22 protein-coding genes, 1 tRNA gene and 1 pseudogene are annotated in these 26,451 nt (G+C 73.0%); 13 read left to right on the forward strand and 11 right to left on the reverse strand.

The features are described 5' to 3' along the window. The first annotated feature begins 90 nt into the window (after nucleotides 1-90). Nucleotides 91-2,958, forward strand: coding sequence for a hypothetical protein (locus tag ACGFI8_RS07060; protein WP_392801063.1), 2,868 nt, complete (start codon nucleotides 91-93; stop codon nucleotides 2,956-2,958). A 360-nt stretch (nucleotides 2,959-3,318) separates the two neighbouring features. Here the strand turns inward: ACGFI8_RS07060 and ACGFI8_RS07065 are convergent, their stop codons facing one another. Continuing rightward, nucleotides 3,319-4,425: a substrate-binding domain-containing protein gene (locus ACGFI8_RS07065; RefSeq protein ID WP_392801066.1), complete on the reverse strand. Its 1,107-nt coding sequence runs from the start codon at nucleotides 4,423-4,425 to the stop codon at nucleotides 3,319-3,321. Between the two features lie 44 nt (nucleotides 4,426-4,469). On the opposite strand from ACGFI8_RS07065, the gene ACGFI8_RS07070 reads away from it, so the two are divergent. Then, on the forward strand, nucleotides 4,470-4,901 hold the full coding sequence (locus ACGFI8_RS07070) for a MarR family winged helix-turn-helix transcriptional regulator (RefSeq protein ID WP_392801069.1): 432 nt from the start codon (nucleotides 4,470-4,472) through the stop codon (nucleotides 4,899-4,901). A gap of 18 nt (nucleotides 4,902-4,919) precedes the next feature. Here the strand turns inward: ACGFI8_RS07070 and ACGFI8_RS07075 are convergent, their stop codons facing one another. Further along, a complete protein-coding gene (locus tag ACGFI8_RS07075) occupies nucleotides 4,920-5,876 on the reverse strand; it encodes a DUF1152 domain-containing protein (protein ID WP_392801264.1) in 957 nt (318 codons plus the stop codon). A 215-nt stretch (nucleotides 5,877-6,091) separates the two neighbouring features. Between ACGFI8_RS07075 and ACGFI8_RS07080 the strand changes: the two genes are divergently transcribed. Genes ACGFI8_RS07080 through ACGFI8_RS07090 form a run of 3 tightly spaced genes read left to right on the forward strand, consistent with a single transcriptional unit; the run spans nucleotide 6,092 to nucleotide 8,396 of the window. Further along, nucleotides 6,092-6,655: a sugar O-acetyltransferase gene (locus ACGFI8_RS07080; RefSeq protein WP_392801072.1), complete on the forward strand. Its 564-nt coding sequence runs from the start codon at nucleotides 6,092-6,094 to the stop codon at nucleotides 6,653-6,655. Further along, nucleotides 6,655-7,206 (forward strand): TetR/AcrR family transcriptional regulator, encoded by a 552-nt coding sequence (locus ACGFI8_RS07085; RefSeq protein WP_392801075.1) that lies wholly within the window; start codon nucleotides 6,655-6,657, stop codon nucleotides 7,204-7,206. Before ACGFI8_RS07080 ends, ACGFI8_RS07085 begins: the two co-directional genes overlap by 1 nt. Next, on the forward strand, nucleotides 7,203-8,396 hold the full coding sequence (locus ACGFI8_RS07090) for an MFS transporter (RefSeq protein ID WP_392801078.1): 1,194 nt from the start codon (nucleotides 7,203-7,205) through the stop codon (nucleotides 8,394-8,396). The genes ACGFI8_RS07085 and ACGFI8_RS07090 overlap by 4 nt, the downstream gene beginning before the upstream one ends. A gap of 21 nt (nucleotides 8,397-8,417) precedes the next feature. Here ACGFI8_RS07090 and ACGFI8_RS07095 read toward each other — a convergent pair whose 3' ends face one another. Continuing rightward, a complete protein-coding gene (locus ACGFI8_RS07095) occupies nucleotides 8,418-9,650 on the reverse strand; it encodes an MFS transporter (protein ID WP_392801081.1) in 1,233 nt (410 codons plus the stop codon). A 131-nt stretch (nucleotides 9,651-9,781) separates the two neighbouring features. Here ACGFI8_RS07095 and ACGFI8_RS07100 point away from each other — a divergent pair. Then, a pseudogene (locus tag ACGFI8_RS07100) lies at nucleotides 9,782-9,985 on the forward strand (RICIN domain-containing protein); the annotation flags it as partial. A gap of 8 nt (nucleotides 9,986-9,993) precedes the next feature. Then, nucleotides 9,994-10,452 (forward strand): ribonuclease HI, encoded by a 459-nt coding sequence (rnhA, locus tag ACGFI8_RS07105; protein ID WP_392801084.1) that lies wholly within the window; start codon nucleotides 9,994-9,996, stop codon nucleotides 10,450-10,452. Between the two features lie 6 nt (nucleotides 10,453-10,458). Here rnhA and alr read toward each other — a convergent pair whose 3' ends face one another. Continuing rightward, nucleotides 10,459-12,951, reverse strand: coding sequence for an alanine racemase (alr, locus tag ACGFI8_RS07110; protein ID WP_392801087.1), 2,493 nt, complete (start codon nucleotides 12,949-12,951; stop codon nucleotides 10,459-10,461). 51 nt (nucleotides 12,952-13,002) lie between these two features. Here alr and ACGFI8_RS07115 point away from each other — a divergent pair, with 51 nt between their 5' ends. Together ACGFI8_RS07115 and ACGFI8_RS07120 are read left to right on the forward strand one after the other, a co-directional pair. Further along, the gene (locus ACGFI8_RS07115; RefSeq protein ID WP_392801090.1) at nucleotides 13,003-13,494 is read left to right on the forward strand and encodes an Lrp/AsnC family transcriptional regulator; all 492 of its coding nucleotides are present in this window, start codon (nucleotides 13,003-13,005) and stop codon (nucleotides 13,492-13,494) included. Further along, nucleotides 13,491-14,645, forward strand: a complete 1,155-nt coding sequence (locus tag ACGFI8_RS07120; RefSeq protein WP_392801093.1) for an aminotransferase class I/II-fold pyridoxal phosphate-dependent enzyme — start codon at nucleotides 13,491-13,493, stop codon at nucleotides 14,643-14,645. Before ACGFI8_RS07115 ends, ACGFI8_RS07120 begins: the two co-directional genes overlap by 4 nt. A 43-nt stretch (nucleotides 14,646-14,688) precedes the next feature. Here ACGFI8_RS07120 and ACGFI8_RS07125 read toward each other — a convergent pair whose 3' ends face one another. The 4 genes from ACGFI8_RS07125 to ACGFI8_RS07140 form a co-directional block, all read right to left on the reverse strand. Beyond that, nucleotides 14,689-15,651 carry a CU044_5270 family protein gene (locus ACGFI8_RS07125; protein ID WP_392801095.1) on the reverse strand — a complete coding sequence of 321 codons (963 nt, stop codon included), beginning with the start codon at nucleotides 15,649-15,651 and terminating at the stop codon, nucleotides 14,689-14,691. Further along, the gene (locus ACGFI8_RS07130; RefSeq protein ID WP_392801098.1) at nucleotides 15,648-16,178 is read right to left on the reverse strand and encodes an RNA polymerase sigma factor; all 531 of its coding nucleotides are present in this window, start codon (nucleotides 16,176-16,178) and stop codon (nucleotides 15,648-15,650) included. Before ACGFI8_RS07130 ends, ACGFI8_RS07125 begins: the two co-directional genes overlap by 4 nt. Nucleotides 16,179-16,243: 65 nt before the next feature. Further along, complete coding sequence (locus tag ACGFI8_RS07135) at nucleotides 16,244-17,272, reverse strand: dipeptide epimerase (RefSeq protein WP_392801101.1); 1,029 nt, start codon at nucleotides 17,270-17,272, stop codon at nucleotides 16,244-16,246. Next, nucleotides 17,256-19,655, reverse strand: coding sequence for a hypothetical protein (locus tag ACGFI8_RS07140; RefSeq protein ID WP_392801103.1), 2,400 nt, complete (start codon nucleotides 19,653-19,655; stop codon nucleotides 17,256-17,258). The genes ACGFI8_RS07135 and ACGFI8_RS07140 overlap by 17 nt, the downstream gene beginning before the upstream one ends. 162 nt (nucleotides 19,656-19,817) lie before the next feature. Here ACGFI8_RS07140 and ACGFI8_RS07145 point away from each other — a divergent pair. After that, nucleotides 19,818-19,890 (forward strand) — tRNA-Arg (locus ACGFI8_RS07145). 47 nt (nucleotides 19,891-19,937) lie between these two features. Further along, on the forward strand, nucleotides 19,938-21,392 hold the full coding sequence (locus ACGFI8_RS07150) for an ankyrin repeat domain-containing protein (protein WP_392801105.1): 1,455 nt from the start codon (nucleotides 19,938-19,940) through the stop codon (nucleotides 21,390-21,392). 49 nt (nucleotides 21,393-21,441) lie between these two features. On the opposite strand, the gene ACGFI8_RS07155 is transcribed toward ACGFI8_RS07150, so the two are convergent. Continuing rightward, nucleotides 21,442-22,704, reverse strand: a complete 1,263-nt coding sequence (locus ACGFI8_RS07155; protein ID WP_392801108.1) for a pectate lyase — start codon at nucleotides 22,702-22,704, stop codon at nucleotides 21,442-21,444. Between the two features lie 265 nt (nucleotides 22,705-22,969). Between ACGFI8_RS07155 and ACGFI8_RS07160 the strand changes: the two genes are divergently transcribed. Both ACGFI8_RS07160 and ACGFI8_RS07165 read left to right on the forward strand, forming a co-directional pair. After that, a complete protein-coding gene (locus ACGFI8_RS07160) occupies nucleotides 22,970-23,212 on the forward strand; it encodes a hypothetical protein (RefSeq protein ID WP_392801110.1) in 243 nt (80 codons plus the stop codon). 6 nt (nucleotides 23,213-23,218) lie between these two features. Further along, nucleotides 23,219-23,947: a DUF429 domain-containing protein gene (locus tag ACGFI8_RS07165; protein WP_392801113.1), complete on the forward strand. Its 729-nt coding sequence runs from the start codon at nucleotides 23,219-23,221 to the stop codon at nucleotides 23,945-23,947. On the opposite strand, the gene ACGFI8_RS07170 is transcribed toward ACGFI8_RS07165, so the two are convergent. Together ACGFI8_RS07170 and ACGFI8_RS07175 are read right to left on the reverse strand one after the other, a co-directional pair. Next, nucleotides 23,940-25,682 (reverse strand): hypothetical protein, encoded by a 1,743-nt coding sequence (locus ACGFI8_RS07170; RefSeq protein ID WP_392801115.1) that lies wholly within the window; start codon nucleotides 25,680-25,682, stop codon nucleotides 23,940-23,942. The genes ACGFI8_RS07165 and ACGFI8_RS07170 overlap by 8 nt on opposite strands. Further along, nucleotides 25,667-26,425 carry an ABC transporter ATP-binding protein gene (locus ACGFI8_RS07175; protein WP_392801117.1) on the reverse strand — a complete coding sequence of 253 codons (759 nt, stop codon included), beginning with the start codon at nucleotides 26,423-26,425 and terminating at the stop codon, nucleotides 25,667-25,669. The genes ACGFI8_RS07170 and ACGFI8_RS07175 overlap by 16 nt, the downstream gene beginning before the upstream one ends. Nucleotides 26,426-26,451 lie beyond the last annotated feature (26 nt).

Below are 26,451 nucleotides of genomic sequence, written 5' to 3' on the forward strand. Positions count from 1 at the left end.
GCTCCGATTTTTGTCGTACCCCCTCCCTACGATGACGCTCGCGCCGGTCGCCCCCATCGATCGATCGGCCACGGGGAGGAACGAATCATCATGAAGCGCACCGCGGCCGCCCTGTCGGCGGTCCTCGTCACCGCGGCGGTGCTGGCCGTCTCCGGACCGCCCGCACACGCCACGATGAGCCAGGCGACCGTCCTGCCACAGACCAGCTGGGCGTATCTGGACTCGCACAGTCCCAGGACGAAGTTCGTCAACCCGGAGACCGCGCCCAGGGCCGGCACCATCGCCGACGCCGACGGCACCGCCCACACCTACCGCTCGTACTTCACCTATGACCTGACCCCGCTCAAGGGCCAGGTCGTGCACAACGCCCACCTCAGCGTCCTCGAGGATCTGGTCAAGAACTGCGACACGGCGGCGACCGTCGAGCTGTGGCGCACCGCGCCGGTCAAGGACGCCACGACCTGGAAAAACCCGCCGGCCGAGCTCGAGCGGCTGGGCCAGGTCACCGCTGGGGCTCCCGGCCTCTTCGGCTGCCCCGGCGCCTTCGGCATCGACCCGGTCGGGGCCCTCGCCGCCGCCGTGGCGCGCCACGACAAGACGCTGACCATCGAGCTGCGGATCACCGCCGCGCAGGAAAGCGACCCGCACGCCGGCCGCACGGTGCGGCAGCCGCGGCTCGACGTCACCGGCAACCACCCGCCGGAGACCGGCAACCCCCGCGTCTCACCGGGCGACCGGCCCTGCGGCACGCATGCGCGGCCGACGCCGGTTGGCTACATCTTCCAGCCCCGGGTGGACGTCGTCGACGCCGACCAGGACTGGACGACCGTCAGCTACGAGGTGTGGCCGGTTGACCACCCCGATCAGCGGACGGTGTACCAGTGGTACCAGATCTATCTCGACGCGACGAAGTACGCCGAGGGCGCCGTGCTCGCCTGGCACGCGCAGGCCAAGGACGCCTACGACACCGGCGCCTGGAGCAAGACCTGCTACGTGCTCGTCGACCGGGTGTCGCCGGCGAAGGCGCCGCTGGTGACCTCGAAGGTCTACCCGGAGGGCGAGGTCCAGGGCGGCGGCCCCGGCGTCAAGGCCCGGTTCCGCTTCGACGCCGACGGCGACACGGACGTCGCCACCTTCAGCTGGCACGACCAAAGCGGACAGCGCGGCGACCTCAAGGCCAACCGCCCCGGCGGCTCGGCCGTCCTCGAATACACGCCGGCGCACAGCGGCCGCCAGCTGCTGAGCGTCCAGCCGGTCGACAGGGCCGGCAACGCGGGCCCGCAGATGGACTACTGGTTCTCGGTGGCCCCGACGGCGCCGACGGCGAGGGTCGCTATGGGCGGCATCGGGCTGCCGAGCCGCCTCGACCTGACCGCCACAACGGCGAGCACGACCGGCTTCGGCTACCAGGTCGGCGACGGCGCCGAGACTCGGCTGCCGGCGGTCGACGGCAAGGCAAGCGTCGAGATCACCTTCACCCAGGTCGGCAACGTCACCGTGACGGTCAGCAGCTACGCCGGGGACAAGCTCCTCGGCCGCGAGTCCGTGCGGGTGTACGCGTCCGACGCGCCCGCGGTCGACTCGGCGGAGTTCGGGCCGTTCGTCGACGCGCTCCTCGGCGCCGCCGGCTCGTTCACGTTCAAGCCGCGCAGCACGGGGGTCACCCGCTACGACTACTGCCTAAGCAGCTCCTGCGGGCAGGTCGCCGCCGGGGCGGACGGCTCGGCGGTGCTGCCGTGGACGGCGCAGTCGACTGGCTACTTCTTCCTGAACGTCACGGCGGTCAGGGCCGACAACAGCCGCTCCAACCTGACCACCTACAGCTTCCGGGTGCTCAACCCCACACCGCGGGCGAGCGCGCCGAGCCTGTCCCTGCCCGACCGCGTCGACGGGGTGGGCGTGCCGCTGGAAATCCAGCTGTCGAGCGAGCTGTCCAACGTCACCGGGTTCGCGTACCGCTTCGACGGCGGGGCCGAGGTCGTGGTGCCCGAGGGCGACGTCGGCTACCCCTACACGCCGATCACGGTGACGCCAACACACACCGGCAATACGGAGCTGCTCTTCGAGGCCGTGCTGGCCGACGGGAAGCGGTCGCCGACGGAGCTGTTCACGTTCTCGCCGTACACCGGGCCGGTCGTCACGACGGATCCGGCGCAGGGCGCGGCGGGACAGCCGATGACGCTGACGTTCCGCTCGGTGCTGCCGAACACGGCCTGGTTCGCGTACAGCCTGCCCGGAGCCGAGGACCAATCCGTCGCGGCCGGCGCGGACGGCACGGCGACGGTGACCTACACGCCGCCGAGCCACGGTTTCGTCACCGCGACGGTCGTCGGCTACGACTCGGCCGACGCCCCGTCGCCGGTCCGCCGGGTGCAGTTCTACGTGCGCGACACCTCGGTGCAGGTCGTCAGCGGCTACAACCCGTACTGGCCGATCGGCGGCGCCGGGGCTCAGGCCGCGTTCGGGTTCGCCACGGCTTGGCAGCCGGAGGTGGTCGAGTACCGCTACCGGCTCAACGAGGGCCCGGAGCAGTCGGTCCCGGCGGAGCCGAGCGGCTACACCTACACGCGGGTCACGCTGGACCGCAGCGGCGCCAACACCCTCACGGTGCAGGGCCGTACGGCGTCCGGCGCGCTCTCGACGGCGACGGCGTACGCGTTCCTGGTGGGCACGGCGCCAGAGATCTTCTCGGCGGAGTACCCGGGCAATCTCGTCCCGGCGGGCGGCGTCGGCGTGGAGGGCCACTTCACGTTCAGCGGCGGCACGGCCGGGATCACGTCGTTCGAATACTTCATCGACGACGCCACCCCGGCCACGGTCCAGGCCGATGCCGAGGGCCGCGCCACGGTGTCCTGGACCCCGCAGACGCCGGGCACCCACGTCCTCGTTGTGACGGGTCACCTCGCGGACGGCACCCCGACCGACCGCGCGTACTACTACCTGTCGGTCGCCTCATGATCCCCTCCCTCACCTCGTAACCGGTCGAGCCTCCGCCGCGACGCAGGCCCGACTTCAAACCCGCGCTTCCCCGTCCGTCGACGGCGCCTCGCGTGCCCGGCGGCGGACGGGGAACGCCCGCCCCGCCGACCGACCGCCCACGCGGGCCGACGCGCCGCTCGCCGTCGCGGCCGCCGATCGCGAGGCCGGCGTCACCGGCGGGCCGGGCGACCTCCCGGGGACGGTGGGCGGCCCTCGCCCGCCGGCATTTCCGCGGTCAGCCGTCGGGAATTCCGGGATTCACGGCCCGAGTTCCGCGGTCAGCGACCGGAGTCCGCGGTGAGCAGCCGGACTTCTGGGGGTAGCAGCCAGCGTCCGAGGTCAGAAGGAGTCGAGGACGTCGAAGTCCAGGCCGTCCGCCCTGGCCAGGTAGACCGGCTGGTCCACGTGGCGGGCGGTCATGGTCACCGGGCCGCGGCCGCCGGTGATCGTGGTGCCGTCGGCCGTGGCGTCGATGGCCGCCGGGTGCAGGCTGCCGGCCCGGGTGGCCAGGGCGGCCAGCAGGCGCACGCCGTCGTAGCTGGCCTCGGCGTGGCCGTTGAGGACGGGGGCCTGCCAGCCGTAACGGTGGGTGTACCGCTCCACGAAGCTCAGGCCCGCGTCGGTGGCCACGGCGCCGAAGTAGCCCATCGTGGCGTAGAGCTCGCCGGACGCGTCGCCGCCGGTCGCGAGCAGGCCGTTCTCCTCCAGGGCGGCGCACAGGCGAGGCACGCGGGCGGCGAGGCGGGACTCGGCGAAGGCGCGGTTGAAGGCGGCCAGGTCGCTGCCGACCAGCGTGAGCAGCACCGCGTCGGCGCGCCGCCGGGCGACGAGGTCGAGCAGCGGGGCCGGGTCGGGGGCACCGACGGGGACGTAGCGGGCGGCGACGACCTGGGCGTGTGCGTCGCGGAGGTACGCGACCGCGGCGTGGTGCAGCATGCGCGGCCAGACGTAGTCGTTGCCGATCAGCGCCCAGCGCCGCGCGCGGCGGTGCCGGACCAGCCAGTCCAGGGCGGGGCGCAGCTGGCGGGCCGGGGTCTCGCCGAGCAGGTACACGCCCGGCGCCGACTCGCCGCCCTCGTACGGCGGTGTGAAGACGTACGGGACGCGGCCGCCCAGCGCGCGGACGGCGGCGACCCGCACGTCGCTGGCGTGCGCGCCGACGACCGCGGCGACCGCACCGGCGCGGACCAGGTCGGCGAGGTCGGCGGCGACGGTCCGCGGGTCGCGGCCGGCATCCAGCAGTACCAGCTCGATGGGCAGGCCCAGGAGGCCGCCGGCCGTGTTGAGCTCGGCCACGGCGAGCCGCGCGCAGTTGAGCACGGCCGGCGCCATCATGCCCAGCGTGCCCGACGTCGGCACGGCCAGCGCGACCCGCACCGCGCGGCCCGGCTCGGCCGGCAGCAGCCGGGCCTCGAGCGGATCGGAGACGACTCGGACCTCATCCACGCCGCCGAGTATCTTTCCTAGGCGGGGCTGCGCAAAGGGGGACGATGGTGGATGCGGTCGGGCTGCGGGCCCATCTCGGCTACGTGCTGAGCGAGGCCGAGCGGGCGTTGAACCGCGGGCTGTCGGCGGGGCTGCAGGCCGAGGGCGTCTCGGTCGAGCAATGGCGCATCCTGCAGGCGCTCTCCGACGGCCGCGGGCACTCGATGGGCGACCTGGCCGAGGCCGCGCTCATGCCGCACCCGACCCTGACGAAGGCGGTCGACCGGCTCGTGGACGGCGCGCTCGTCTACCGTCGTCAGGACCCGAACGATCGGCGGCGGGTCGCGGTGTACCTCTCCGAGGCCGGCACCACGCTGCTGGACCGCCTCGACCACGCGGCCACCGCGCACAACCGCGCCGTGGAGGCCGCGTTCGGCACGGCCCGGGCCGAGCACCTGATGCGCGAGCTGACGGACCTCATCGAGACGGTTCGATAAGGCGCAAGGCGGCGTCGCTCAGTGCGGAAACGCCCGGCGGGGGCGCGGGGTGATCCCGTCGCGAAACCGCTCGATCGCCGCGGCCACCTCCAGCATGTCCTCGGTGCCGCGGATCCGGTCCAGGTACAGCGAATGCCGGGCCAGGCCGGGTAGGTCGAACGTGAAGTACATGGCCATCAGCGGGTTGACGAACAGCTCGCCGTTGGCGGTGCGCTCGGTCAACCGCACGTCGCCGGCCGCGCCCGTCATCGCGGCGGCGATCTGGCCGTTGACGATGCTGACGTCCCCGGGCATCTGGGCGTGCGCGAAGGCGACCGCGTCGCGGTAGAGCGCGGCCTCGCGGCTGCCGCTCGGGACGGTGAACGCGCCCAGGAACGCTCCATCGCGGTCGAGCGCGGCGATGTTCTCCAACACCTGCACGTGGTTGACGCCGTGGTACGCGTCGACGCCGAACCCGATGCTCGCCACCAGCCTGGTCGGCACCGGCGTGCCGAGCACCGCGGCGAGGCTCGTGGCGTCCTCGACCGGCGTGCCGAGCCCGGCCTCGTCGCCGCGCAGAAGGATGTCGGTGCCGCCGTCCACCAGGACGATCGCGTCGAGCTCGAGGCGCTTCGCCAGCGCCCGGTACGCAGCCCGCAGCGGCCGCACGCCCGTGCGCGGAAACGCGAACACGGTGGCGGGCCGGCCGTGCCGCGCCAGCCAGCGCGCCAGCGCCCGCTCGGGGCAGTAGTCCTGGTAGACCATCGTGTCCGGCCCGATCGCGGCGATGCCCGGGGCGAACCACGCGTCCTCGTCGAGGCCGTAGAGGTGCGCGATCGACAGATTTCCCAGGTGTACCTCGACACCGGCACCCTGTAACCACAGTGCGAGCGGCAGCCCGGCGAAGACGTCGAAGCCGCCCCCGGCGCCGGCGACGAGCACGCGACGGGCGTCCCGCAGCGCGGCGAAGAACGGCGACGGCCACACGGTCCGCATGGTGCCGGTTCGCGGCCCGACGCGCATCGGGTTATCGCCGGCGTGGCCGGGTGGCAGGCGCCTCACTCCCGAGATCGCCACGCTGGTCGTGCAGCGGCTGGGCCTGGGCGCCACCCACGTGATCCCGGCGGGCGCCTTGGCATAACACGGCATAACTTCGGCATAGGAGGAAGCGACTGTGTACAGACGTACACATCCAATGTACGTTTGTACGCATGACCGGACCCGAGAAGTCCATGCGGCAGCGCATGCTCGACGGCGAGCTGTACATCGGCAACGAGGAGCTCTGGCGTGACTACCTGCGCGCCCAGGACCTGACGCGCCGCGTCAACGCCCTGCCCGCCTCCGACGGCGGGACCAGGCGCGAGCTGCTCGCCGAGCTCCTCGGCGCGATCGGCGAGGACACCGATATCCGCACGCCGATCCAGTTCGACTACGGGTACCAGACCTTCTTCGGCGCGCGCAGCTTCGTGAACTTCGGGTTCGTCTGCCTCGACGTCGCCCGCGTGACGATCGGCGACGACGTGCAGATCGCCACGAACGTGCAGCTGCTGACCGCCTGGCATCCGATCGACCCGCAAGCGCGGCGCGACAAATGGGAGGGCGGCTCCCCGATCACGATCGGCGACAACGTCTGGCTCGGCGGCGGGGTCATCGTCTGCCCGGGCGTCACGATCGGGGAGAACACCGTCGTCGGCGCGGGATCGGTGGTCGTCAAGGATCTGCCCGCCAACGTGGTCGCGGCCGGCAACCCCGCCCGGATCATCCGCGAGCTCTGATGTCGACCCGCCGGCACGACCCCGACCGCAAGGACCGCATCATCGACGCGGCCATCGAGGTCATCGCCGAGCACGGGGTCGCCGGCACCACGCACCGGCTGATCGCCGTCGCCGCGGACGTGCCGCTGGGCTCCCTGACGTATCACTTCAGCAGCCTCGAGGACCTGCGCGCCCAGGCGTTCCGGCGCCACGCGCAGCGCATGTCGGTGATCTACGAGGCGCACTTCCGCGGCGTCGAGACCCGCGAGGAGCTCGTCGAAGCGGTCACCGACCTCATCGACGGCGACGCCGGCGCGAACGCCGGCGACTGGGCGATCGCGTACGAGCTGTACCTGGCGGCGCTGCGCGAGCCCGCGCTGCGCGAGATCACCGAGGCCTGGATGCGCACCAGCCGCTCCGTGCTCGAGCGGTTCGTCGACCCGACCACGGCCCGGGGCGTCGACGCCCTGATCGAGGGCCTGGTCATGCACAAGACCCTGTCAACTGGCCCGGTGTCCCGCCAGGACATCCGGGCGATCGTCGACCGAACGATCGGACCCCGCACATCATGACCGTCACCGCCCCCGCCACCGTCGACCTGCGCCGCGCCACGCGGGCCACCTACGCCGCCTTCATCTGGGCCGGCGTCGCCATGTCCAGCTGGGCGAGCCGCATCCCGCAGATCCGCGACGCGCTGCACCTCGCCCCGTCCAAGCTCGGGCTCGTGCTGCTGGCCATCGCCGGCGGTTCGATCGTCTCGCTGGTCGCCTCCGGCCACATCGTGGCCCGCTTCGGCTCGCGTCGCACCGTGACCGCGATGGCCGCCCTGCTGACGCTCGCACTGTCCGGCACCGCCGCCGGCTACCACCTCGGCGTCGCCCCGGTCGTGGTGTGCCTGTTCGCGTTCGGCTTCGCCAACGGCGCCTGGGACGTGGCCATGAATGTCCAGGGCGCGGTGGTCGAGCGCGGCCTGGGCCGATCGATCATGTCCCGCTTCCACGCCGGGTTCAGCGTCGGTACCGTCGGGGGCGCCCTCCTCGGCGCGATGATGGTCGCCGCGCACGTCCCCGTGACCCTCCACCTGAGCGTCATGGCCCTGCTCGTCGGCGGCGGCACCGTGTACGCGGTCCGCAACTTCGTCCCCGACGGCGCCACCGAGGAGCCGTCGGGCGGCGGCCTGAGTCACACGCTGCGGTTCTGGCGCGAGCCGCGCACCCTGCTGGTCGGCGTCTTCGTGCTGGCCTTCGCGTTCGCCGAGGGTACCGGCGTCGACTGGATCGGCATCGCGGTCATCGACGGCTACCGGGCCCCCGCCGCGGTGGGCACCCTGGCGTTCGCGGTGTTCCTGGCCGCGATGACCACGGGCCGCTGGTTCGGGCCGTTCCTCCTGGACCGCTACGGCCGCGTCCCGGTGGTCCGCGCCCTGGCCGTGGTCACCGTCGCCGGCCTGCTCCTGTTCGTCTTCGGCCCGGTCACCTCGGTCGCCTTCGCCGGCGCGCTGCTGTGGGGCCTCGGCGCGTCGCTGGGCTTCCCGGTGGGCATGAGCGCCGCCTCGGACGACCCCGCGTACGCCGCCCCGCGGGTCAGCGTGGTGGCCTCGATCGGCTACTGCGCGTTCCTCGGCGGCCCGCCGCTGATCGGCTTCCTGGGCGACCACCTCACGGTCGTCCGCGCCTTGGCCGTCGTGGCCGTGCTGGTGGCGCTGGCGTCGGTGGTGTCCGGCGCCCTGCGCCCGCTGCCCGCCCCGCCCACGACCGACTGAGCGCCCGGACTCACGCCGGACTCACGCGGTGGCGGGCTCCGTCGCCGCGTGGTCCGGACCGGTGACGAACGGCCGGTGCCGCAGCGCCCACCCGACCACCGCGGGCATCGCGGCCCCGGCCAGGGCGAACGCGGCGCCGAGCACGATCCACCCCGGCCCGCCCCAGCCGACGGCCAGCGTGGTGACCACGAACGGCGCGAGCATCTGGCCCAGCTGCATACCGATGGCGTACGCGCCCTGGTACTGGCCGTGCGCGTCCGGCGGGGCCAGGCCGAACGAGATGCCCCAGCCCGACGCGGAGTGCCACAGTTCGGCGCCCACATGGGTCAGCGCGCCCGCGACGAGAAGGGCTATGGTCACGCCGTGGTGGGCGGAGCCGGACAGTGCGTAGAGGGCACAGGCGGCGAACAGCGCCAGGCCGGCGCGGCGGGCGGCCCGGGCGGCCCCGCGCGGCTCGTCGGTGCCGCGCGCCGCACGGACCTGGAAGAGGACCACCACCGTGGTGTTGGTCAGGAACAGCACCGCGATCAGCCAGCGCGGCGCGTCGGTGCGGTGCGCGATCCACAGCGGCAGCGCCACCTCGAACAGGCCGAAGTGGGTCGACAGCAGGCCGTCGAGGGCCACGAAGGCCAGGAACGGGCGGTCGCGCAGCGCGATGAGCCTCGGGCCGTCCGCGCGCTTCGGGGAGCGCGGAACCGGGGCCAGGCGGCTGAGCATCGCCGCGGCGGCCAGGTAGGTGATCGCGTTGCCGAAGATCAGGGCCAGGTAGGCCGCGCGGGTGTCCAGTGCCAGGCCCACGCCGGCCAGGGCGGCGCCGGCGGCGATACCGACGTTGGTCACCGAGCGCAGGTATGCGCGGGTGTGCACGCGCTTGTCGGCCGGGACGGCGCCGGCGATCACCGCGCCCTTGGCCGCCCGCTGGGCCGCGTCGGCGATCGCCATCGGGACCGCCACCAGCAGGAACGTCCAGACCGAGCCGACCAGGGCCAGCGCCGCCGTCCCGGCGGCCAGGGCGATCAGCCCCGCCACGAGGACGCCCCGGGCGCCGCCGCGGTCCGCGAGGTAGCCCATCGGGGCGCTCGCCACCATGCAGACCAGCGCCGTCACGGTGAGCGCGACGCCGGTCTGGCCGATCGACAGCCCGGCCGACCGGGTCAGGAACAGCGCGCTGGACGCCATCCACAGCCCGTTGCCGAGCGTATTGACGAGCGTGGCCAGCACGAGCAGCCGCAGCGGTCCGGTGGGCAGGCGCATGCGGAGACCATAGCAAGACGTACGTACGGTTTGCTACCTCGAAACTCAACACGCCCTTAACAGAACGTTGGGTTTTGTCCGGTTCCGTTGACGGGCGCGCGCGGACGGTTGCCAATGCTCGCTGAGAGCGCTCTCCCGCCAACGGCGCGGCGATCCAGATCGCCAACTGCAGCGGCAACCCCGCCCAGCAGTTCGTGCTGAGCGCGGCCGGCGACCTGGTCAACCCCCAGGCGAACAAGTGCGTCGACATCAAGGACTGGAATCCGGACAACGCCGCGGTGCTGCAGATCTGGGACTGCTCCGGCGGCGCGAACCAGAAGTGGCACACGGTCTAATAGGTGGCGTGACCAACCACGTCGAGATCTACACGGACGGCGCCTGCAGCGGAAACCCCGGTCCCGGGGGCTGGGGCGCCGTCCTGCGCTACGGCAGCGTGGAGAAGGAGCTGTGCGGCGGCGAGGCCACGCCCACGACCAACAACCGCATGGAGCTGACCGCGCCGATCCGTGCGCTGGAGAGCCTCACCCGGCCGGTGGCCGTGCACCTGTACACGGACAGCTCCTACGTCCGCAACGGCATCACCGCCTGGGTACCGCGCTGGAAGCGCAACGGCTGGCAGACCGCCGACCGCCAGCCGGTGAAGAACGTCGACCTCTGGCAGGAGCTCGACGCGCTCGTCGCCCGCCACCAGGTCGAGTGGCACTGGGTGAAGGGCCACAACGGCCACCCGGAGAACGAGCGCGCCGACCGCCTGGCCGCCCGCGGCCTGCAGGAGGCCCGATCGGCCCAGCGCCGGTCATGACACCGCTCAGTGCTGGGTGAAGATGCGCTGGACGCGGGGGCCGACCTGGGTCAGCAGCTCGTGCGAGACGGTGTCCATCGCGGCTGCGGCCTGTTCGATCGGGGTGGAGAAGCCGGCGTACTGGCCGAAGATCAACACGTCCGAGCCTACCTCCGCGTCCGGGTGGCCGGTGATGTCGATGGCCATCGAGTCCATCGAGATGGTGCCGGCCATCTCGCAGCGGTGGCCGTTGACGAGGACGAAGCCGACCTTGCGGAAGGCGCGCGGCACCGCGTCGTAGTAGCCGGCCGCGATGAGCGCGATGCGGGTGTCCGGGGACTGGGCCCGGAACAGGCCGCCGTAACCGACGCGCTCGCCCGGTGCCATGTCGTGGATCTCGATGATGCGGCTGACCAGGCCGACGCCGGGGGTCAGCGTCATGAGGCCGCTGGTGGCGGTCGACACGTGCAGCCCGTAGAGGCCCAGGCCGATGCGGACCATGTCGTAGCGCGCCTCGGGGAAGCGGATCGTCGCGGCCGTGGCGGCCGTGTGGCGTACGACATCCTCGAAACCCATGTCGGCGGCGGCCGAGCACACCGCGCCGAAGCGCTTGAGCTGCTCGCGCGTCAGGTCGTCCTCGGCCGGGTCGTCGGGGCAGCCCAGGTGGCTCATCAGGCCGGCCAGCCGCAGGTGCTCGTTGCCGCGCAGCTTGCCCAGCAGTTCGATCGCCGCTTCCGGGTAGAAGCCGCTGCGGTGCATGCCGGAGTCCACCTCGACGTGCACGTCCAGGCGGCGGCCGCTGACCTCGGCGGCGCGGCAGGCGGCGTCGTACATCTCGACCGAGTACAGCGACGGCGTGAGCCGGTGCCGCACGAGCCGCCCCAGGTCGCCGGGGACGGCGAGGAACACGAGGATCGGCATCTGCACCCCGGCGCGGCGCAGCGCGATGCCCTCGTCCGCGGTCGCCACGCCGAGCCAGTCGACGCCGGCCTCGCGCAGCGTGTGCGCGACCGTGACCGGGTTCGTGCCGTACGCCTCGGCCTTGACCACGCCCATGAGCTTCGTGTGCGGGCCGACGAGCTTGCGGAAGGCGGCGACGTTGCTCTTGACGGCGGCGAGGTCCACGTAGAGGCGGGTCGCCGCGGCCGTCTCCACCAGGTGCATCCAGGAGTCGGTGACCATGGTGTCCCGCGGTACGTGCACCAGGGCCACGTCGTCCGGGCGCAGCTCGGTGGCCACGAACGCGCGCATCCGGTCCTCGTCGGGGAAGCGGTGCACGGGCACGCCGGTGCCGCGCAGCGCGTCCTCGATCAGGCCGTGCGCGTCGTCGGCCAGGCCGCAGACCAGGCGGACGTTCTCGGCCTGGAGGCAGCGCGCCATGGCCTCGGCGGCCTCGGCGGTGAGACCGGCCAGCGGATCGCCGATGATCATCAGTGTGCGGCCGTGGGCGCCCATCAGCGAGCGCGCGGTGCGTAGCGCGCTGCTGAGCGCGAGCGGGTCGGTGTTGGCCAGCTCGCCGACGACGGTCGCGCCGTCGGGGCGGCGCCACATCTGCATCCGCGTCGACGGCGGCGTGTAGTCGGCGACCGCGGCGAGCAGGTCGGTGGGGCCGATCCCGAGCAGGGTGGCCGCGCCCATCGCGAGCTCCAGGTCGCTGAGCACCTCCGGCGACGGGGTGGCGACGAGCAGGTCCTCGTCGGTGCCGCCGGGCAGCGTCGCGCGGACCAGCGACGAGCGCTCCACGTGGCGCAGGCGGGCCAGCCGGGGCAGGGCGGCGTCGCCGGTCGGCAGCACGCGCGCCCGCGTGATCGCGGCGGCCAGCCGGTGTACCGCGGGATCCGTCTCCCCCATGAGCAGCCAGCCGTCGTCCGGCAGGCCGGCCGCCATGCTCAGCAGCTCGCGGGCGTGCTCGTCGCGGCTGCCGAAGCTCTGTACGCTGCGTGAGCCGAGGTTGGTGAACACGACGGCGTCGGGGGCCACGATGCGGGCCAGCCGCGCCATCTCGCCCGGCTCGGTGGCGGCGGCCTCGATCACCGCGATGGGCACGTCGGCCGGGCACTGCAGCACCGACAGCGCGACGCCGAGCTGGCTGTTGTAGCTGCCGGGGCTGCCGTACGTGGTGCGGTGCCCGGCGAGCAGCCCGACGAGCGCGTCCTTGGTCAGGGTCTTGCCGTTGCTGCCGATGACCGCGACGAACGTCGTGGCGGTCAGCTTCCGGCGCCACCACACCGCCATCTCCTGCAGCGCGGCGAGCGGGTCGGCGACGGCGATGAGCGGCCCGGCGTCGGCGGGCAGGTCGGCGAGCCGGTCCTCGGCGACGACCGCGGCGATCGCGCCGTTGGCCAGCGCCCGCGCCACGAACCTGTGACCGTCGGCAGCACCCTGGAGAGCGAAGAAGAGACTGTCGGCCTGCAACCGGTCCGAATGGATGGCGATGCTGCCGACCTCGCGCCCCTCCCGCGGGAAGTGCACGGTTCCGCCGACGATCGACGCCACCTCGGTGACCGAGACTGGGTCCATTCACCGAATAGTAGCTGGAGCGCGCAGCACCACGGACAGTAAGATTGCCGGGTGTTGGAGATCATGGAGATCCTCCGCGCGGACGCGCACGCGACGCCGGAACGGATCTCGGCGCTGACCGGGATCCCCGCAGACGAGGTCAGGGCGCAGATCGCCACCTGGGAGCAGCAGGGCATCATCCGCCGCTACAAGGCCGTCGTCGACGCCGACCGGCTGCGCGAGCTGACCGGCGAGCAGCTGATCACCGCGTTCATCGACGTGGCCGTGATGCCGGCCCGCGGCCTGGGCTTCGACGACGTGGCGTTGCGGATCGCGCGCTTCCCCGAGGTGCGCTCGGTGTATCTGGTCTCCGGCGCCCAGGACGTGCGCTGCGTCGTGACCGGCCGCAGCATGCACGACATCGCCGACTTCGTCGCGCAGAAGCTCTCCACGATCGAGCGCGTGACGGCCACGGCCACGCACTTCGTGATGAAGACGTACAAGGACGACGACGAGCTCTACGCGACCGCCGAGGTCGACCGACGCCTCCCGGTCACGCCGTGAAGCCGCTCAACCCGATCGTCGCCGCCTGCCCGCCCTCCGGCATCCGCCGGTTCTTCGAGATCGCCGCCACCATGGACAACGTGATCTCCCTGGGCGTGGGCGAGCCCGACTACGTCACCCCGTGGCACGTGCGCGAGGCGGGCATCTACGCGCTCGAGCAGGGGTACACGACGTACACCTCCAACGCCGGGCTCCTGGAGCTGCGCCAGGCGATCGTCGAAGACCTTGCGCGGCGGCATGCCGTGAGCTTCGACGCCACCGCCGAGTGCCTGATCACCTCGGGCGTCTCGCAGGGCCTCGACCTGGTCATGCGCACCCTGCTCGCGCCCGGCGACGAGGTGATCATCCCCGAGCCGTGCTACGTGGCCTACGGCCCGTGCGTGACCTTCGCCGGCGGCACTCCCGTGTACGTACCGTCCGACGCGAGCTTCCACATCCTGGTCGACGAGATCGAGCGCGCGATCACCCCGCGCACGAAGGCGATCCTGGTCTCCTCGCCGTCCAACCCGACCGGCGCCATCCAGCCGCGGGAGGTGCTCGCCGCGCTGGCGGATCTGGCCGTACGCCACGATCTCTACCTGGTCTCGGACGAGATCTACGAGCGCTTGAGCTACGACGCCCCGCACACCTGCGTGGCGTCCCTGCCGGGCGCCCGCGATCGCACGGTCGTGCTGGGCGGCTTCTCGAAGGCCCACGCGATGACGGGCTGGCGGGTCGGATACGTGTGCGCCCCGGCCCCGGTGCTGGAGCTGGCGGGCCGCATCCACCAGTACACGATGCTGTGCGCCCCGCACATGTCGCAGGCCGCCGCCCTGGAGGGCCTGCGCGCCGGCGAGCCGCAGGTGGTGGAGATGGTCGCCGACTACGACCGCCGGCGCCGCCTGTTCGTGAAGGGCCTCAACGAGATCGGCCTGACCTGCGAGGAGCCCCAGGGCGCGTTCTACGCCTTCCCGTCGATCCGCGCCACCGGCCTGGACTCGGAGACCTTCGCCGAACGCCTCCTGGAGACCGAACGCGTGGCGGTCGTCCCCGGCAACGTCTTCGGCCGGTCGGGCGAGGGCCACATCCGCTGCAGCTACGCCACGGCCCTGCCCCTGCTCGACGAGGCCCTGGAGCGCATGGGCCGCTTCGTCAAGAGCCTGCACGCCTGACGGCGCGGGCGGCCCCGTGGCTCGCCCGCGCCGGCTCGGAGCGTCAGTGCACGTCGGCGGCGTTCGGCGGGGTGGCGTCGGACCACTGCGCCTTCACCACGGCGGTGTAGCTCAGCCGCGCGCCGGCCGTCCAGGACTCCTGGGCCAGGGCGTTGCCGGTCGCGGGGTCGACGATGAGGCGCTGCTGGCCCTCGGCGCCGCCGTCGCCGCGGCGGGTGTACGCCACGGCGATGCCGCTGCGGCCCAGAGCGTCGGTGACCCGGCCCAGCGAGGCGATGCCGGGCAGCTCGGCGAGCAACCGGTACGCCGCCGCGCGCACGGGGGCGGGCACGGGCAGGTCGAGCACGATCGCCGCGCCGCTGAAGAACAGGAAGCCGTCGCGGCTCTCCGTCGCGCCGCTCTCGGCGTACCACTGCAGCAGTTTGGCCTTGAGCTCCTCGGGCCGTGACGGCAACGCGGCCAGCTCCGCCGCGGACCTCGGCCTGCCCCCGAGCAGGAAGTTGTTCTCGGCGGTGTGGCCCTGCAGCGGCCGGAGCGTCCAGCCGCCCGACGGGCCGCGGAGGTAGGCGACGCTCGGGTCGCCCGGCCTCGTGGCGAGCCACTGCTCGTCGGTGGCGCGCGGGAGGCCGGTGTCGCGCTGCTCGCCGTGCTCGGCGCGCACGACCCAGTACCGGCCGCCGCCGGCCGGTCCGGCGTCGCTGCGCGTCGCGGCCACCAGCAGCAGGTCGGCCGCGGTCTCCGGGTCGGGGGCGGCCGCTGTGCTGATGCCCTGCTTCGGCGTGGTGGGCGCGGTCTGCTGCAGGGCCACGGCGGCGGTCACCGCGGCGACCGTGGCCAGGCCGGCGCCGGCGAGGACCAGGCGGCGGGTCGGGCTGAGGGTCGGCCGGGGGGCGCGGACCGCCTCCCGCGGATACGACATGATCATGGCAGGGTCGGCGGGCGGCGCGGAGGGGGCGAGGCGGCCCGGGCGGGCCTCCGCCAGGGTGCGCATGGTGTCGCGGCTCATCGGCTGTACTCCTGGATCGAAGGTGAAAGAGGGGCGTGACGAGCCGCCAGGGCCTGCTCCAGGCGCTTGCGGGCGCGGTGCAGCCGGACGAAGTACGTGGCGGTCGAGCAGCCGATCACCCGGGCCGCCTCGCGGGCGCCGAGCCCGTGCCAGGCGACCAGGGTCAGCAGCTCACGATCGTCCTCGCCGAGCCGCGCGAGCGCGGCCAGCATCGCGGCCCGCTCGGCCACGCCGTCGGCGACGTCCGCCTGCGCCTCCTCGACCCAGGCGCGCAGTTCGGCGGCGATGCTCGCCTGCCGGACCTCGGCCCGGTACCGTTCGCGGATCACGTTGCGCGCGACGCCGAGCAGCCACGGCAGCGGCGCCGCCGGCACCGCGTCGAGCCGGCGCCACGCGGTGAGGAACGTGTCGCCGACGACGTCGTCGGCGAGGTCGCGGCCGGCGCGGCTCACCGCGTACGCGTACACCTGCCGGTGGTGCGCGTGGTAGATCGCGGTGAACCGACGGCCGTCGTCGGGTTGCTTCACGGGCCCTGTACTCCTTCGTGCCGAAGGTGTCTCGTCACGAGGTAATGCGCGCCCGTCCCCGATTCTTACGGAAACCAGCGGGCCGCGTCCGGGCGCCCGGGGCGCAGGGTCAGGTTCGGGCCGTCGTAGGTGAGCGGGGCGTCGACCACGCCGGGCGGCATGAACAGGGGCGTGTCGAGGTCGACGTAGCGGAACAGCCCGGGTTCCGCGGCGGCCAGCGCCGCCGAGTACGACATCGACAGCGGCGTCTCGATCATGCCGCCGATCATGCACGGGATGCGCGCGGCGCGGGCGATCGCGATCACCTCCAGCGCGTCGGCCACGCCGCACTTCATGAGCTTCACGTTGATGGCGGCCACGCCGAGGTCGGCGACGCGCTTGGCGTCCGCCGGTCCGCGCACGGACTCGTCGGCGCAGATCGCGGCGTCCGCGGTGAGGGCGGCCAGGTCGTCCAGTGCGGCCGCTGGGACCGGCTGTTCAAAAAGCTCCAGTTGTACCTCGTGCAGCGCGCCCAGGAACGCACGCGCTTCGCGCAGGTCGTATCCGCAGTTGGCGTCCACGATCAGCCGCAGCGCCGGCTCGGCGGCGTGGATCGCGCGCACCCGGGCGGCGTCGGTCTCCCAGCCCGCGGCACCGGCCTTGATCTTGACGGTGTCGAAGCCCGCGGCCGCGGCGCGGCGGGCGGCGGCCACCGCGTGCTCGACCGACCCGGCCGGGATGGTGATGTCCGTTTTGAGCCGATGAATTCCTGAACCAAGCGACACGTCGCACAGCGCCTGCTCCAGCGCGCACCGCGCGGCCGGCTCGGCGGGCATCAACGGGCGCAGCGCCCGCCAGTCCCCGGCCTCCCGGCCGATCAGCGACGGCGTGACCCGGGCGATCGCCGCCAGCGTCGAGGCCTGCGTCTCGCCCGAGACGGCCTCGAAGGGCGCGGCCTCGCCGTAGCCGGTCCGGTCGTCCGGGTTATCTGGGTCGTTGAAGATCACCCGCACGAAGACGTTGCGGGCGACCGCGGGCGCTCCCCCGGCGATCGCGAACGGCTCGGTGAGGGGGACGTCGACCGCGGCCGCATGGATCTCACGAATGCGTGGCAAGGTCCAGGATGCGCTCGAGGATCTGCCGCGGCGGCACCGGCGGCTCTTCGGCCAGGCCCTGGTGGTAAAACACCGTCGCCGGGGTGAGGCCGGGCAGCGAGTTCGCCTCGATCACGATGATCTCGCCGGTCTTGTTGTGCATGAAGGCGTCGATGCGCCCGTACCCCTCCATGCCCAGCACGTTCGCGGTGCGCGCGATGCGGGCGCGGACGGCCTCGACGGCGCCCGGCTCGACCCGGCCCAGCGGCGGCGCGGGCGGCGGCGTGATGTTGATGCCGGTGCCGCCCATGAACTTCTCCTCGAGGCTGAGGATCCCGGCGCTGGCCACGGTGATGCTCGGATTCATCGCGACCATCGCGCCCTTGGGGCCGATGACGCCGACCGTGACCTCGATCCAGCCGGTGTCGCGGTCGCGGCCCCAGACCAGCTCGGCGGCGCCGGAGTGGTCCTCGACCCGCACGTCGTCGGTGTCGATGTAGTCCTCGAAGAGCAGGTGCTGCGGGCGGCTCGTCGGCATCTCGACCAGCTGGTCGGGGCTGAGCAGCGAGAACCCGGCGTCCTTGATCCGGCGGGCGCCGGCGTTGATCAGCTCGAAGTAGCGGCCCAGGTCGGCGGCGTTGCCCAGCGGCACGATGCCGGCCGAGCAGCCGTCGTCGAGGGGCTTGACGACCACGCGGGTGTCGGTGCACTCGGTGATGATGTCGTGCCAGAGCGTCTCGACCGCGGCGGCGTCGACGACCTCGGGCACGTCGACGCGGATCCGGCGGGCGGTGTGGATGCCCTCGCTCTCCAGCGTGGCGATGACCTTGCCGGTCTCGTACTTGTCCGCGCACAGCCGCGACGCCTCGGGCCCGGAGCCGTTGTAGCGGATGCCGTGCCGGTCGAGGAGCTCCTGCAGGGTGCCGTTCTCGCCAGCGCCGCCGTGCAGGGCGATGAACACCAGGTCGTGGCGCTCGAGGAACTCCTCCATGCTCAGCTGTACGGGCGGGGCCACGGAGACGCTGCGGGCCCGCTCCGGCAGCCGCAGGCGCTCGATGATCCGCTCGGCGAGGCGGCTGCGGCGCTCCTCGAGGCGCAGCCCGTCGCGGCACGCGTAGACGATCTCCTCGACCGAGTGGCGCAGCGCGGTGGAGTACGCCACCTGCCACACCGAGCCGTCGGGCGCGAGCAGGTAGGGCACCGGCGCGTACTGCTCGGAGCGGGCCAGCTTGAGCCAGACGTTGGTGCCGCTGAGCACGGACACCTGCCGCTCCGCGGTGGCCCCGCCGAACAGCACCGCGACCGGCTGCCCGCCCTGGGCGGCCGCATCGGCGATCTCGGGGAACGCCAGCCCGACCCGGCGGGCCGCCGCCTTCAGCACCTCGCGCAGCACGTCGGCGTGCGCCATGCCCAGCTGGGCGGCCTGGATGAACAGGAAGCTGTTCTGCTCCATGCCGCTGATCGGGTTGACGTCGGAGACGAGCACCGAGCCGTCCGGCTGCAGCCAGGCGTCGATGCGGGCGAAGTCGCGCAGCCCCAGCGCGCTGAACACGGCCTCGGCGGTGCCCTGGATGGCGGCGATCGTCGCGTCGTCGCGCGGCGGCGGGCAGTGGTAGTGCGAGTCGTTGCTGGCCAGGTACTTGCGGCGGTAGTCGAAGATCTCGTCGTCGTTGGCGCGGTTGTGCAGCTCGATCTCGACCGGGATGAGCGCCACCGGCCCGTCGGGCCCGTCGAGCACGATCGTGGTGACCTCGACGCCGGTCATCCGCGGCTGGATCACGATGCGGTCGTGGCGCTTGCGCAGCGCACGCAGGATGTCGGCGGCGGCGTCCCGGTCGCGGGCGACGAACACGTCGATGCTGGAGCCGCCCTTGGCCGGCTTGAGCACGAGCTTGTCGACCCCGGGGAACGCCTCGGCGACGACCCGCTCCGCCTCGATGTCGGACATCTCCGCGTCGACGAGCACCGAGGGCACCGCGCCGATGCCCTGGGCGTCGAGGGCCTGCTTCGCGCGGTACTTGTCGAAGGCGGTCGCGCACGCCTCGGCGCCGGTGCCGACGTAGGGCACGCCGGCCCGCTCCAGCAGCGCCTGCACCTGCCCGTCCTCGCCGAAGGCGCCGTGCATGACCGGGAACACCAGGTCGGCGTTGCGCAGCCGGGCCACCAGCTCGTCGTCGGTCAGCGGCCGGCCCTCGTGGGCGAGCTTGAAGTCGAAGTCGGAGGGGGTGTTGCAGTACAGCAACCCGCGCGGGATCGCGTAGGGCCGCGCCTGGCGGTCGAAGAAGATGATCTCCTTGAGGTCGACGACCCCGCCCTCCAGGTGGTCCGCTACGGAGCGTGCGGAGTTGAGCGAGATTCCGCGCTCCTCGGACGGGCCGCCCAGCAGCAGCGCAACGTCGACCATTGGTTCCTCTTCAGACGGGCCACCTAGACCCGGCCACTTTACACCTCGCCCTGATCACGCAGTGTCGGCAAATCAAACCCTCCGACCCCGGGATGCGTCACCCGCGGGGGATCGATACCTTCTGCGCATGCGCACCCGTCCCGCCGGTACCCTCGTGCGCGGCAGGCCGTAGTGCAGAGGTCGACACGCCACCTTGCGAAGCTGGAGGACGCCGGTTCGATTCCGGCCGGCCTGCCCTTTCCGCAGCGCGACCTGCCCCAGTGGCGCCGGATCCGGGCCGGGATGCCGTCGCCCGCCCTCGTCGCCGCGGCGGCCGAGGCCCGCGCGTCCGGCGACTGGCGCGGCGCCGCGGCCCTCATGCCCGTCGACGTCGACGTCGATCTCGCGAAGGTCCGCGACGGCTTCGGCGCCGAGGCCGCCGCCGCGCTCGAGGACGACCTGCGCCACCTGTGCCTCGATCTGCTGTGGTGGCACCTGCCCCGGCACCGCGGCGGGATGACCACGATGCAGGGCCTGGTCAGCGCCGTCCTCGCCCCGGAGTCGGGCGCTGGCACCGCGCCGCTGCTGCGGGTCCGGCTGCCGCGCTCGCCGACCGGCCCGCAGCGGGTCCGGCTCGGGGTCGCCACGCTCGCCGAGCTGGAGTACGAGCGGTGGTACCTCGCCCCGCGGTACACCTGGGACGTCCGCGCGACCGCGGGCCTACGCTCGGTGTGGGCGGAGCCGCAGGTGTACTCCCTGTTGTCGGACGGCGACTTCGAGTCCGCGTGGCGGCGGTGCGGCATCACCCTGAACTTCACCGACCCGGCCGCCCTCCAGCGCCCGTCGGCCGCCCCGACCAGCCCGCTCGGCGTGGCGGAGCAGGCCCGGGCGGCCGCGCGGGCGTTCGGCGTCGACAGCGTGGCGACCCTGTTCGGGGCCTACCTGACGCTGCACGTGCCGGACCTGACGGCGGACGCCGCCGACCCCCTCACCGCGGACGCCTCCGACCCCAGCGAGTGGCTCGAGGTGCCGGTCCGCATCCCCACCGGCACCGTGCCGCCCGACCTGGCCCTGCTCGCGGCCGGCCTCATGTCCCCCTCCGACCTGCACCCCTTGATGCGCGCGGCCCTGTTCCCCGAAGCCGGCAATGCCGCCGTCGCGCCCGAATCACCACAATCTTTCGGACATTTCCGGGCGCGCTGCCGCGACGGGTGGCACCGCCTCTCCATCGCCGGCGGCACACTGCGACTGCACGACCACGACGAGGTCGAGCAGCTGCGCGAGGCGACCCTGCACTCGCTCGGCGGCGCCGTCAGCGGCTGCTACGCCGTCCGGGAGGCCTGGCACACCGGCGTTGGCCGCCTCCCGCGCGCCCTGCGCGACCACCGCCGCGAGGTCGTCCACCGCCTGCAGCACGGCGACACCGAGTTCCTGCTGACCGGCCTGGCCGACGGCACCATCGACCCGCGGATGCGCACCGGCAACGGCTGGTCGCTGCTGCACATGGTCATGTGGCTCGACCACGAGCGCGCGCTCGGGCCGCTGCTGGCCGCCGGCCTGGAGGTCGACGTGCGGGACCGGATCGAGCGCACCCCGCTGTACGCCGCGGTCATGAACGGCGGCGACCCCGAGCTGGTCCGCCGTCTGCTCGCGGCCGGCGCCGACCCGCGCGCCGAGACGGTCCACGGCGCCTGGCCGGCGGGCGTGGCCAGGTCCCGCGGCGACTGGCGCGACCTGCGCTTCCTCGCCGAGCTGTAGCGGGCCCGCGACCCGCGGGGGTGGCGGTCCCCGCGGGTCGCGGCCGTGCTCACCGGTAGGTGATGTCGGAGGACTTGAAGTTGCAGTAGCCGTCGCCCATCCCGTCGCCGAGGTAGGTGGGCTCGCTGCCCTTCGCGACGCCCTTGTACTCGGCGCAGACGTGCGCACTGGAGGAGTTGACCAGCGTCACCCGGGTGAGGGTGGCGGTGTCGCCCCAGTTGGTGTTGATGCCGACGACGTACTTCGCGCTGTCGAGCAGCACGTTGTCGACCGTCACGTGGCGCTGGTACGAGTTGGTGCAGTTGCCGCAGGCCCGGTACAGCTTGCCGATGGTCTTGGCGTAGAAGCCGCTGATGTGCACCGTGCCCGAGCCGTTGTGCTGGAAGACCTTGTCGCTGGCCGACCGGGCGCCGCCGCCGATGACGTACGAGTCGCCGTTGGTGGCGAGGAAGGTGGCCGCGTCCTCGCCCACGTCCTCCCACCACACGTTCTGGATCGTGCAGCGGCCGAGGCAGTGCACGCCGTCGCCGGCCGGGGAGCCGATGATGACGTTCTTGATCGTGGCGCCGTCGGCGAGCTCGAACATCGCGGGCTGGCTCTCGCTCTGGCTGCCGTCGCCGATGCAGCAGTACCGCTTGAGCCCGCCGTCGAGCGTGCCGCTGACCTTGATCGTGGCGCTGACCGAGACCGAGCCCGTGGCGGTGGGCCAGCTCCCGGTCGGGGTAGCCGCGGTCGGGGTGCCCGCGGTCGGCGTGCTCCCGCCGCCGCTGGAGCCGAGCTTGACCAACTGCCACTGCTGGTTGGCGCCGTCGAGGTTCTGGTACCCGGCGATCATCGCCCCGTCGGCGGTCGACCAGTTCCAGACGTCGAGGACCTTGTTGCTGTGGCGGTTGACGAACCGGACGTACCCGCCGGACGAGTCCTGCAGGCGGAAGTGCTGGGTGGTCGCGCCACTGTCGGCGTTCTGCACCAGTTGGGTGCCGTCGACCGCGTTGGGCAGTTCGAGGACCTTGCCGGACATGACAGACTTGATCTTGTAGTATCCGCTGCCGGCGTCGACGAACTTCCACTGCTGGACGGTCTGGTCGTTGCGGGTCCATTGGTTGATCGGCGCGCCGTCGTTCGCGGCCCAGTTATAGACGTCGATGACCTTGCCGCTGTTGCGGTTGACGATGACGTAGGTGGCGCCGGTGTCGACGGTGGCCGCGGACGCGGACGTGGCGGCGACCAGCGTCACCCCCGCGACGACCGCGGCGCCGGACGCGGCGGCGAGCGCCAAGCGCACCCGCCGCCGCGTGGGACTGGATCGCATGTGTACCTCCATACCGCTCCGACCGATAGGAAAGCGCTTTTCCGCGCGAAGCTATGGAGGTTTCGAAACACCGCCAACGGGCATCCGGATTGTTACGGTCACATCGACACATATCGCTGAAACTTTCAGCCGGACAAGCGGACCGCATGGGATGTTCGGCTCGGCGGGACGGTCCGTGCGGAGCATGCCACCTGGCGGGTGGCTACCCGTCGGGTCGGCAGCATGACTGGCGGGCACCGGCTGGGCATCGACTTCGGCACGTCCAATGGACATCACGGCCGGCTCGAAGATCGCCCAGGTCCGCTACCCCGACGCCGGCTGCCAGGGCACGGTGACGGTCCTGTCGGCCAACGGCGGCGTGATCCGCGCGCAGGAGGCCATCACCTCGGGCCGCTGCACCCCGACCGGCATCATGACCATGCACCTCGGCCCGGACGGCAGCCTGGAGCTGGCGTACCGTCCGGACGTGGCCACCTACACCGTGAACGCCTCGCTCCGGCACAGCTGACACCGGATGCTCACCGCCGGCGTCGACCTCGCCGCGGCCGACGAGCGCACCGCCGTGGCGTCCATCGCCTGGACCGGCGGCCGCGCCGTCCTGCGCGACCTCAGGCTGGGCGTGTCCGACGCCGAGATCGTCGACGCGGTCCTGGGCTCCGACAAGGCCGGTATCGACTGCGCGCTGGGCTGGCCGGAGCCGTTCACCCGGATGCTCGCCGCCCACCGCGAGGGCCACGCGACCGACCTCCCGCCGCCCGGCGGCGGCGCCGCGTGGCGCCGGGCGATGGTGTACCGCACGACGGACGAGGTGGTCCGCGCGACCTTCGGCCTGATCCCGCTGAGCGTCTCGGCCGACCGCCTGGCCCACGCCGCGATGCGCTGCGCCGCGCTGCTGGCCATGCTCGCCGGCGCCGGGGCGGACGTGGACCGCGCCGGCGCGGGCCTGATCGTGGAGGCGTACCCGGCCGCGTCCCTGCACCGCTGGGGCCTGGCCCACCGCGGCTACAAGGGCCGCCACGACGCGCTGGTCGACGCCCTGAGGGCACACGAGTGGCTCGACCTCGGCGGGCACGAGCCGCTGATGCGCGCCAGCCACGACGCGTTCGACGCGGTGATCGCCGCCCTGACCGCCCGCGCCGCCGCCGTCGGCAAGGCGACCCGCCCGGGGCCCGAGCAGCTGCCGGTCGCCCGGGTCGAGGGCTGGATCGCGGTACCGACGGCCGGCCTCGACGAGCTCAGGTGAGCCGGCGCGTCCCGGCCGGGCGGACGATCCACAGCGCGGTGCCGTACATGGCCAGGCCGAGCAGGATGAAGCCGGCGGCGACCGGGTAGCGCCACCCGGGCGGCATGTACGTGGCCAGGAACCAGGAGTGGCGCAGCATCCCGTTGGCGACGAAGACGGCGGCGAGGATGCCCTGCGGTACCAGCGGGATGGCGCCGAAGCCGAAGCACCAGCCGGCGACGGATCGCCGCGTCCGGCTCAGCCCCTCGAAGCGGGACGCGACCGTCGCCCTACCGGTGGGCTTGCGGCCGGTCCGCATGGTGTCCAGCAACTCCGGGCCGTGCGAGCGCAGCCGCCGCTCGGCCAGCCGCCCGAAGCCCCAGAAGCACAGCCCGCCGGTGACCACGCCGACGGCCACGCCCGCCCAGCCGAGCCGGATCGCCACCAGGCCCGCGGGCACGCCGGTGACGACGACGAGCGCGAGCATCAGGTACGCCAGCCCGGTCAGCCCGCCGTCGTCCTCACTGGTCCGCAGCGGGTTGCCGGCCCGGCGGTGCGGATCGGTGCCGGGCACCAGCGCGTACACCGACACCAGGGGCACCAGCCCGGCCGCGCCGCCGAGCAGGGCCGCCAGCAGCGCCAGCACCAATGGCCACGGGCCGCCGGTGATCGCGGTGAACCCGACCGTCAGCGCGACCGCGATCACGCCCTGCGTCGACAGCCACGCCAGCTGCCGGCCGCGCACGTCGCTCGCGCCCGGCGTCATCATCGCCAGCCACAGCGCGGTGCCGTCCGCGCCGTACAGGTTGGCGGCCATGGCCGCCGCCATGACGACGAAGATCGGTCCCGCGTAGGGCAGCATGCCGTCCCAGCCGATGATCAACGGGCTGGCCGCGAAGGTGACGCCGTACGACAGCGCGAACGCCAGATAGTGGTTCCGCACCAGGTCGCGCGACCAGGTGCGCAGCTCCTTGGCGACAACGGCGCCCGTGGCGGTGGCGGCGCCGATCGGCCGCCGGCCACGCCCGGACACCCGGGTCGCCCCGGCCCGCCGGCCGAGCAGCGCCGCCCACGCCCCCAGGAGCAGCAGCACCAGCGCGGCCAGCGCCGCCAGCGCCCACCATTGCCCCTGTACGGCGAGCAACCCCCAGGCCGAAGGCAGGTAGCGCACGGCGGCGGGCGTGCCGGTCTCCCCGAAGGCGACCATGAAGACCCAGATCTGCCCCAGCGCCGCCACGATCGCCCCGTTGAGCAGGCCGGCGGCGATCGCCCCGGGCCGCGTGCGCAGCGCCAGGCCGACCACGGCCACGGTGACCTTCGACAGCAGGACGAACACGGCCAGCTGCAGCCCCATCGCGGGCAGGGCCACCAGCGCGTGCACGACGCCGAGCCGCGCGCCGGTGACAAGCAGCCCGAGCAGCGCGCCCAGGCTGACCAGCGGCGCGATGCCGACGAACGCGGCCGCCAGCAGGCCGGCCGCGAGCCGCCGGGGCGGCAGGCCGAGCAGCGTGAAGTACTCCGGCCGCAGCGTCTCGTCGCCGCCGCCCACGAACACCGGGCCGAGCGCCCAGCCGAGCAGCCAGACCGCGTACGCGGCGGCCAGCAGGTCCGGGCCGGCGAACGCGAGGTACACCGTCCCGGCCGCGAGCAGCGCCCCGAGCGCCGCGCCGGTGCCGGCCGTCTGCGCCCGCTGCCCGCGGTACGCGTGACGCAGCACCGCGATCTTCATCCGCGCCATGGTCACCGCGACAGCCACGACAGCTCCCCCTTCACCGCGGTCCGCTCCCCGCCGACCAGCCCGACGAACGTCTCCTCCAGCGACCGCGCGCCGCGCACCTCGTCCAGCGCCCCGGCCGCCACGACCTTGCCCTTGTCGACCACGGCCACGTGGTCGCACAGCTGCTCCACCAGCGCCATCACGTGACTGGACAGCACGACCGAGCCGCCCCCGGCGACAAACCCGCGCAGCATCGTCTTGATCGCCGCCGCCGACACCGGGTCCACGGCCTCGAACGGCTCGTCGAGCACCAGCAGCCGCGGCGCGTGCAGCAGCGCCGTGGCGAGCCCGATCTTCTTGCGCATGCCGGTCGAGTACTCGATGACGAGCGTCGAGCCGGCGTCGTCGAGCTCCAACACGGTGAGCAGTTCCGCCGCCCGCTCGGCCACCACGTCCTTCGGCAGCCCGCGGAGCAGCCCCAGGTAGGTCAGCACCTCGCGCCCGGTCAACCGCTCCGGCATGGCCAGCCCGTCGGGCAGCACCCCGACGAGCGCCTTGGCGCGCCGCGGATCCGCCCAGACGTCCGCCCCGAAAATCCGGGCGGTACCGCGGTCGGGCCGCAGCAGCCCGACCGCCATGGCGAGCGTGGTGGTCTTGCCGGCCCCGTTCTGCCCGACGAGCCCGAAGAAGGACCCTTGCGGAACGGCAAGGTCGATGCCGTCCACGGCAACCTTGTCCCCGAACCGCTTACCCAATCCACAAATCTCGAGCGCCTGTCGCATGCTCTTGATGCTACGAATCCGCCCCG

This window comes from Dactylosporangium sp. NPDC048998 (assembly GCF_043197855.1).
Taxonomy (GTDB): domain Bacteria; phylum Actinomycetota; class Actinomycetes; order Mycobacteriales; family Micromonosporaceae; genus Dactylosporangium.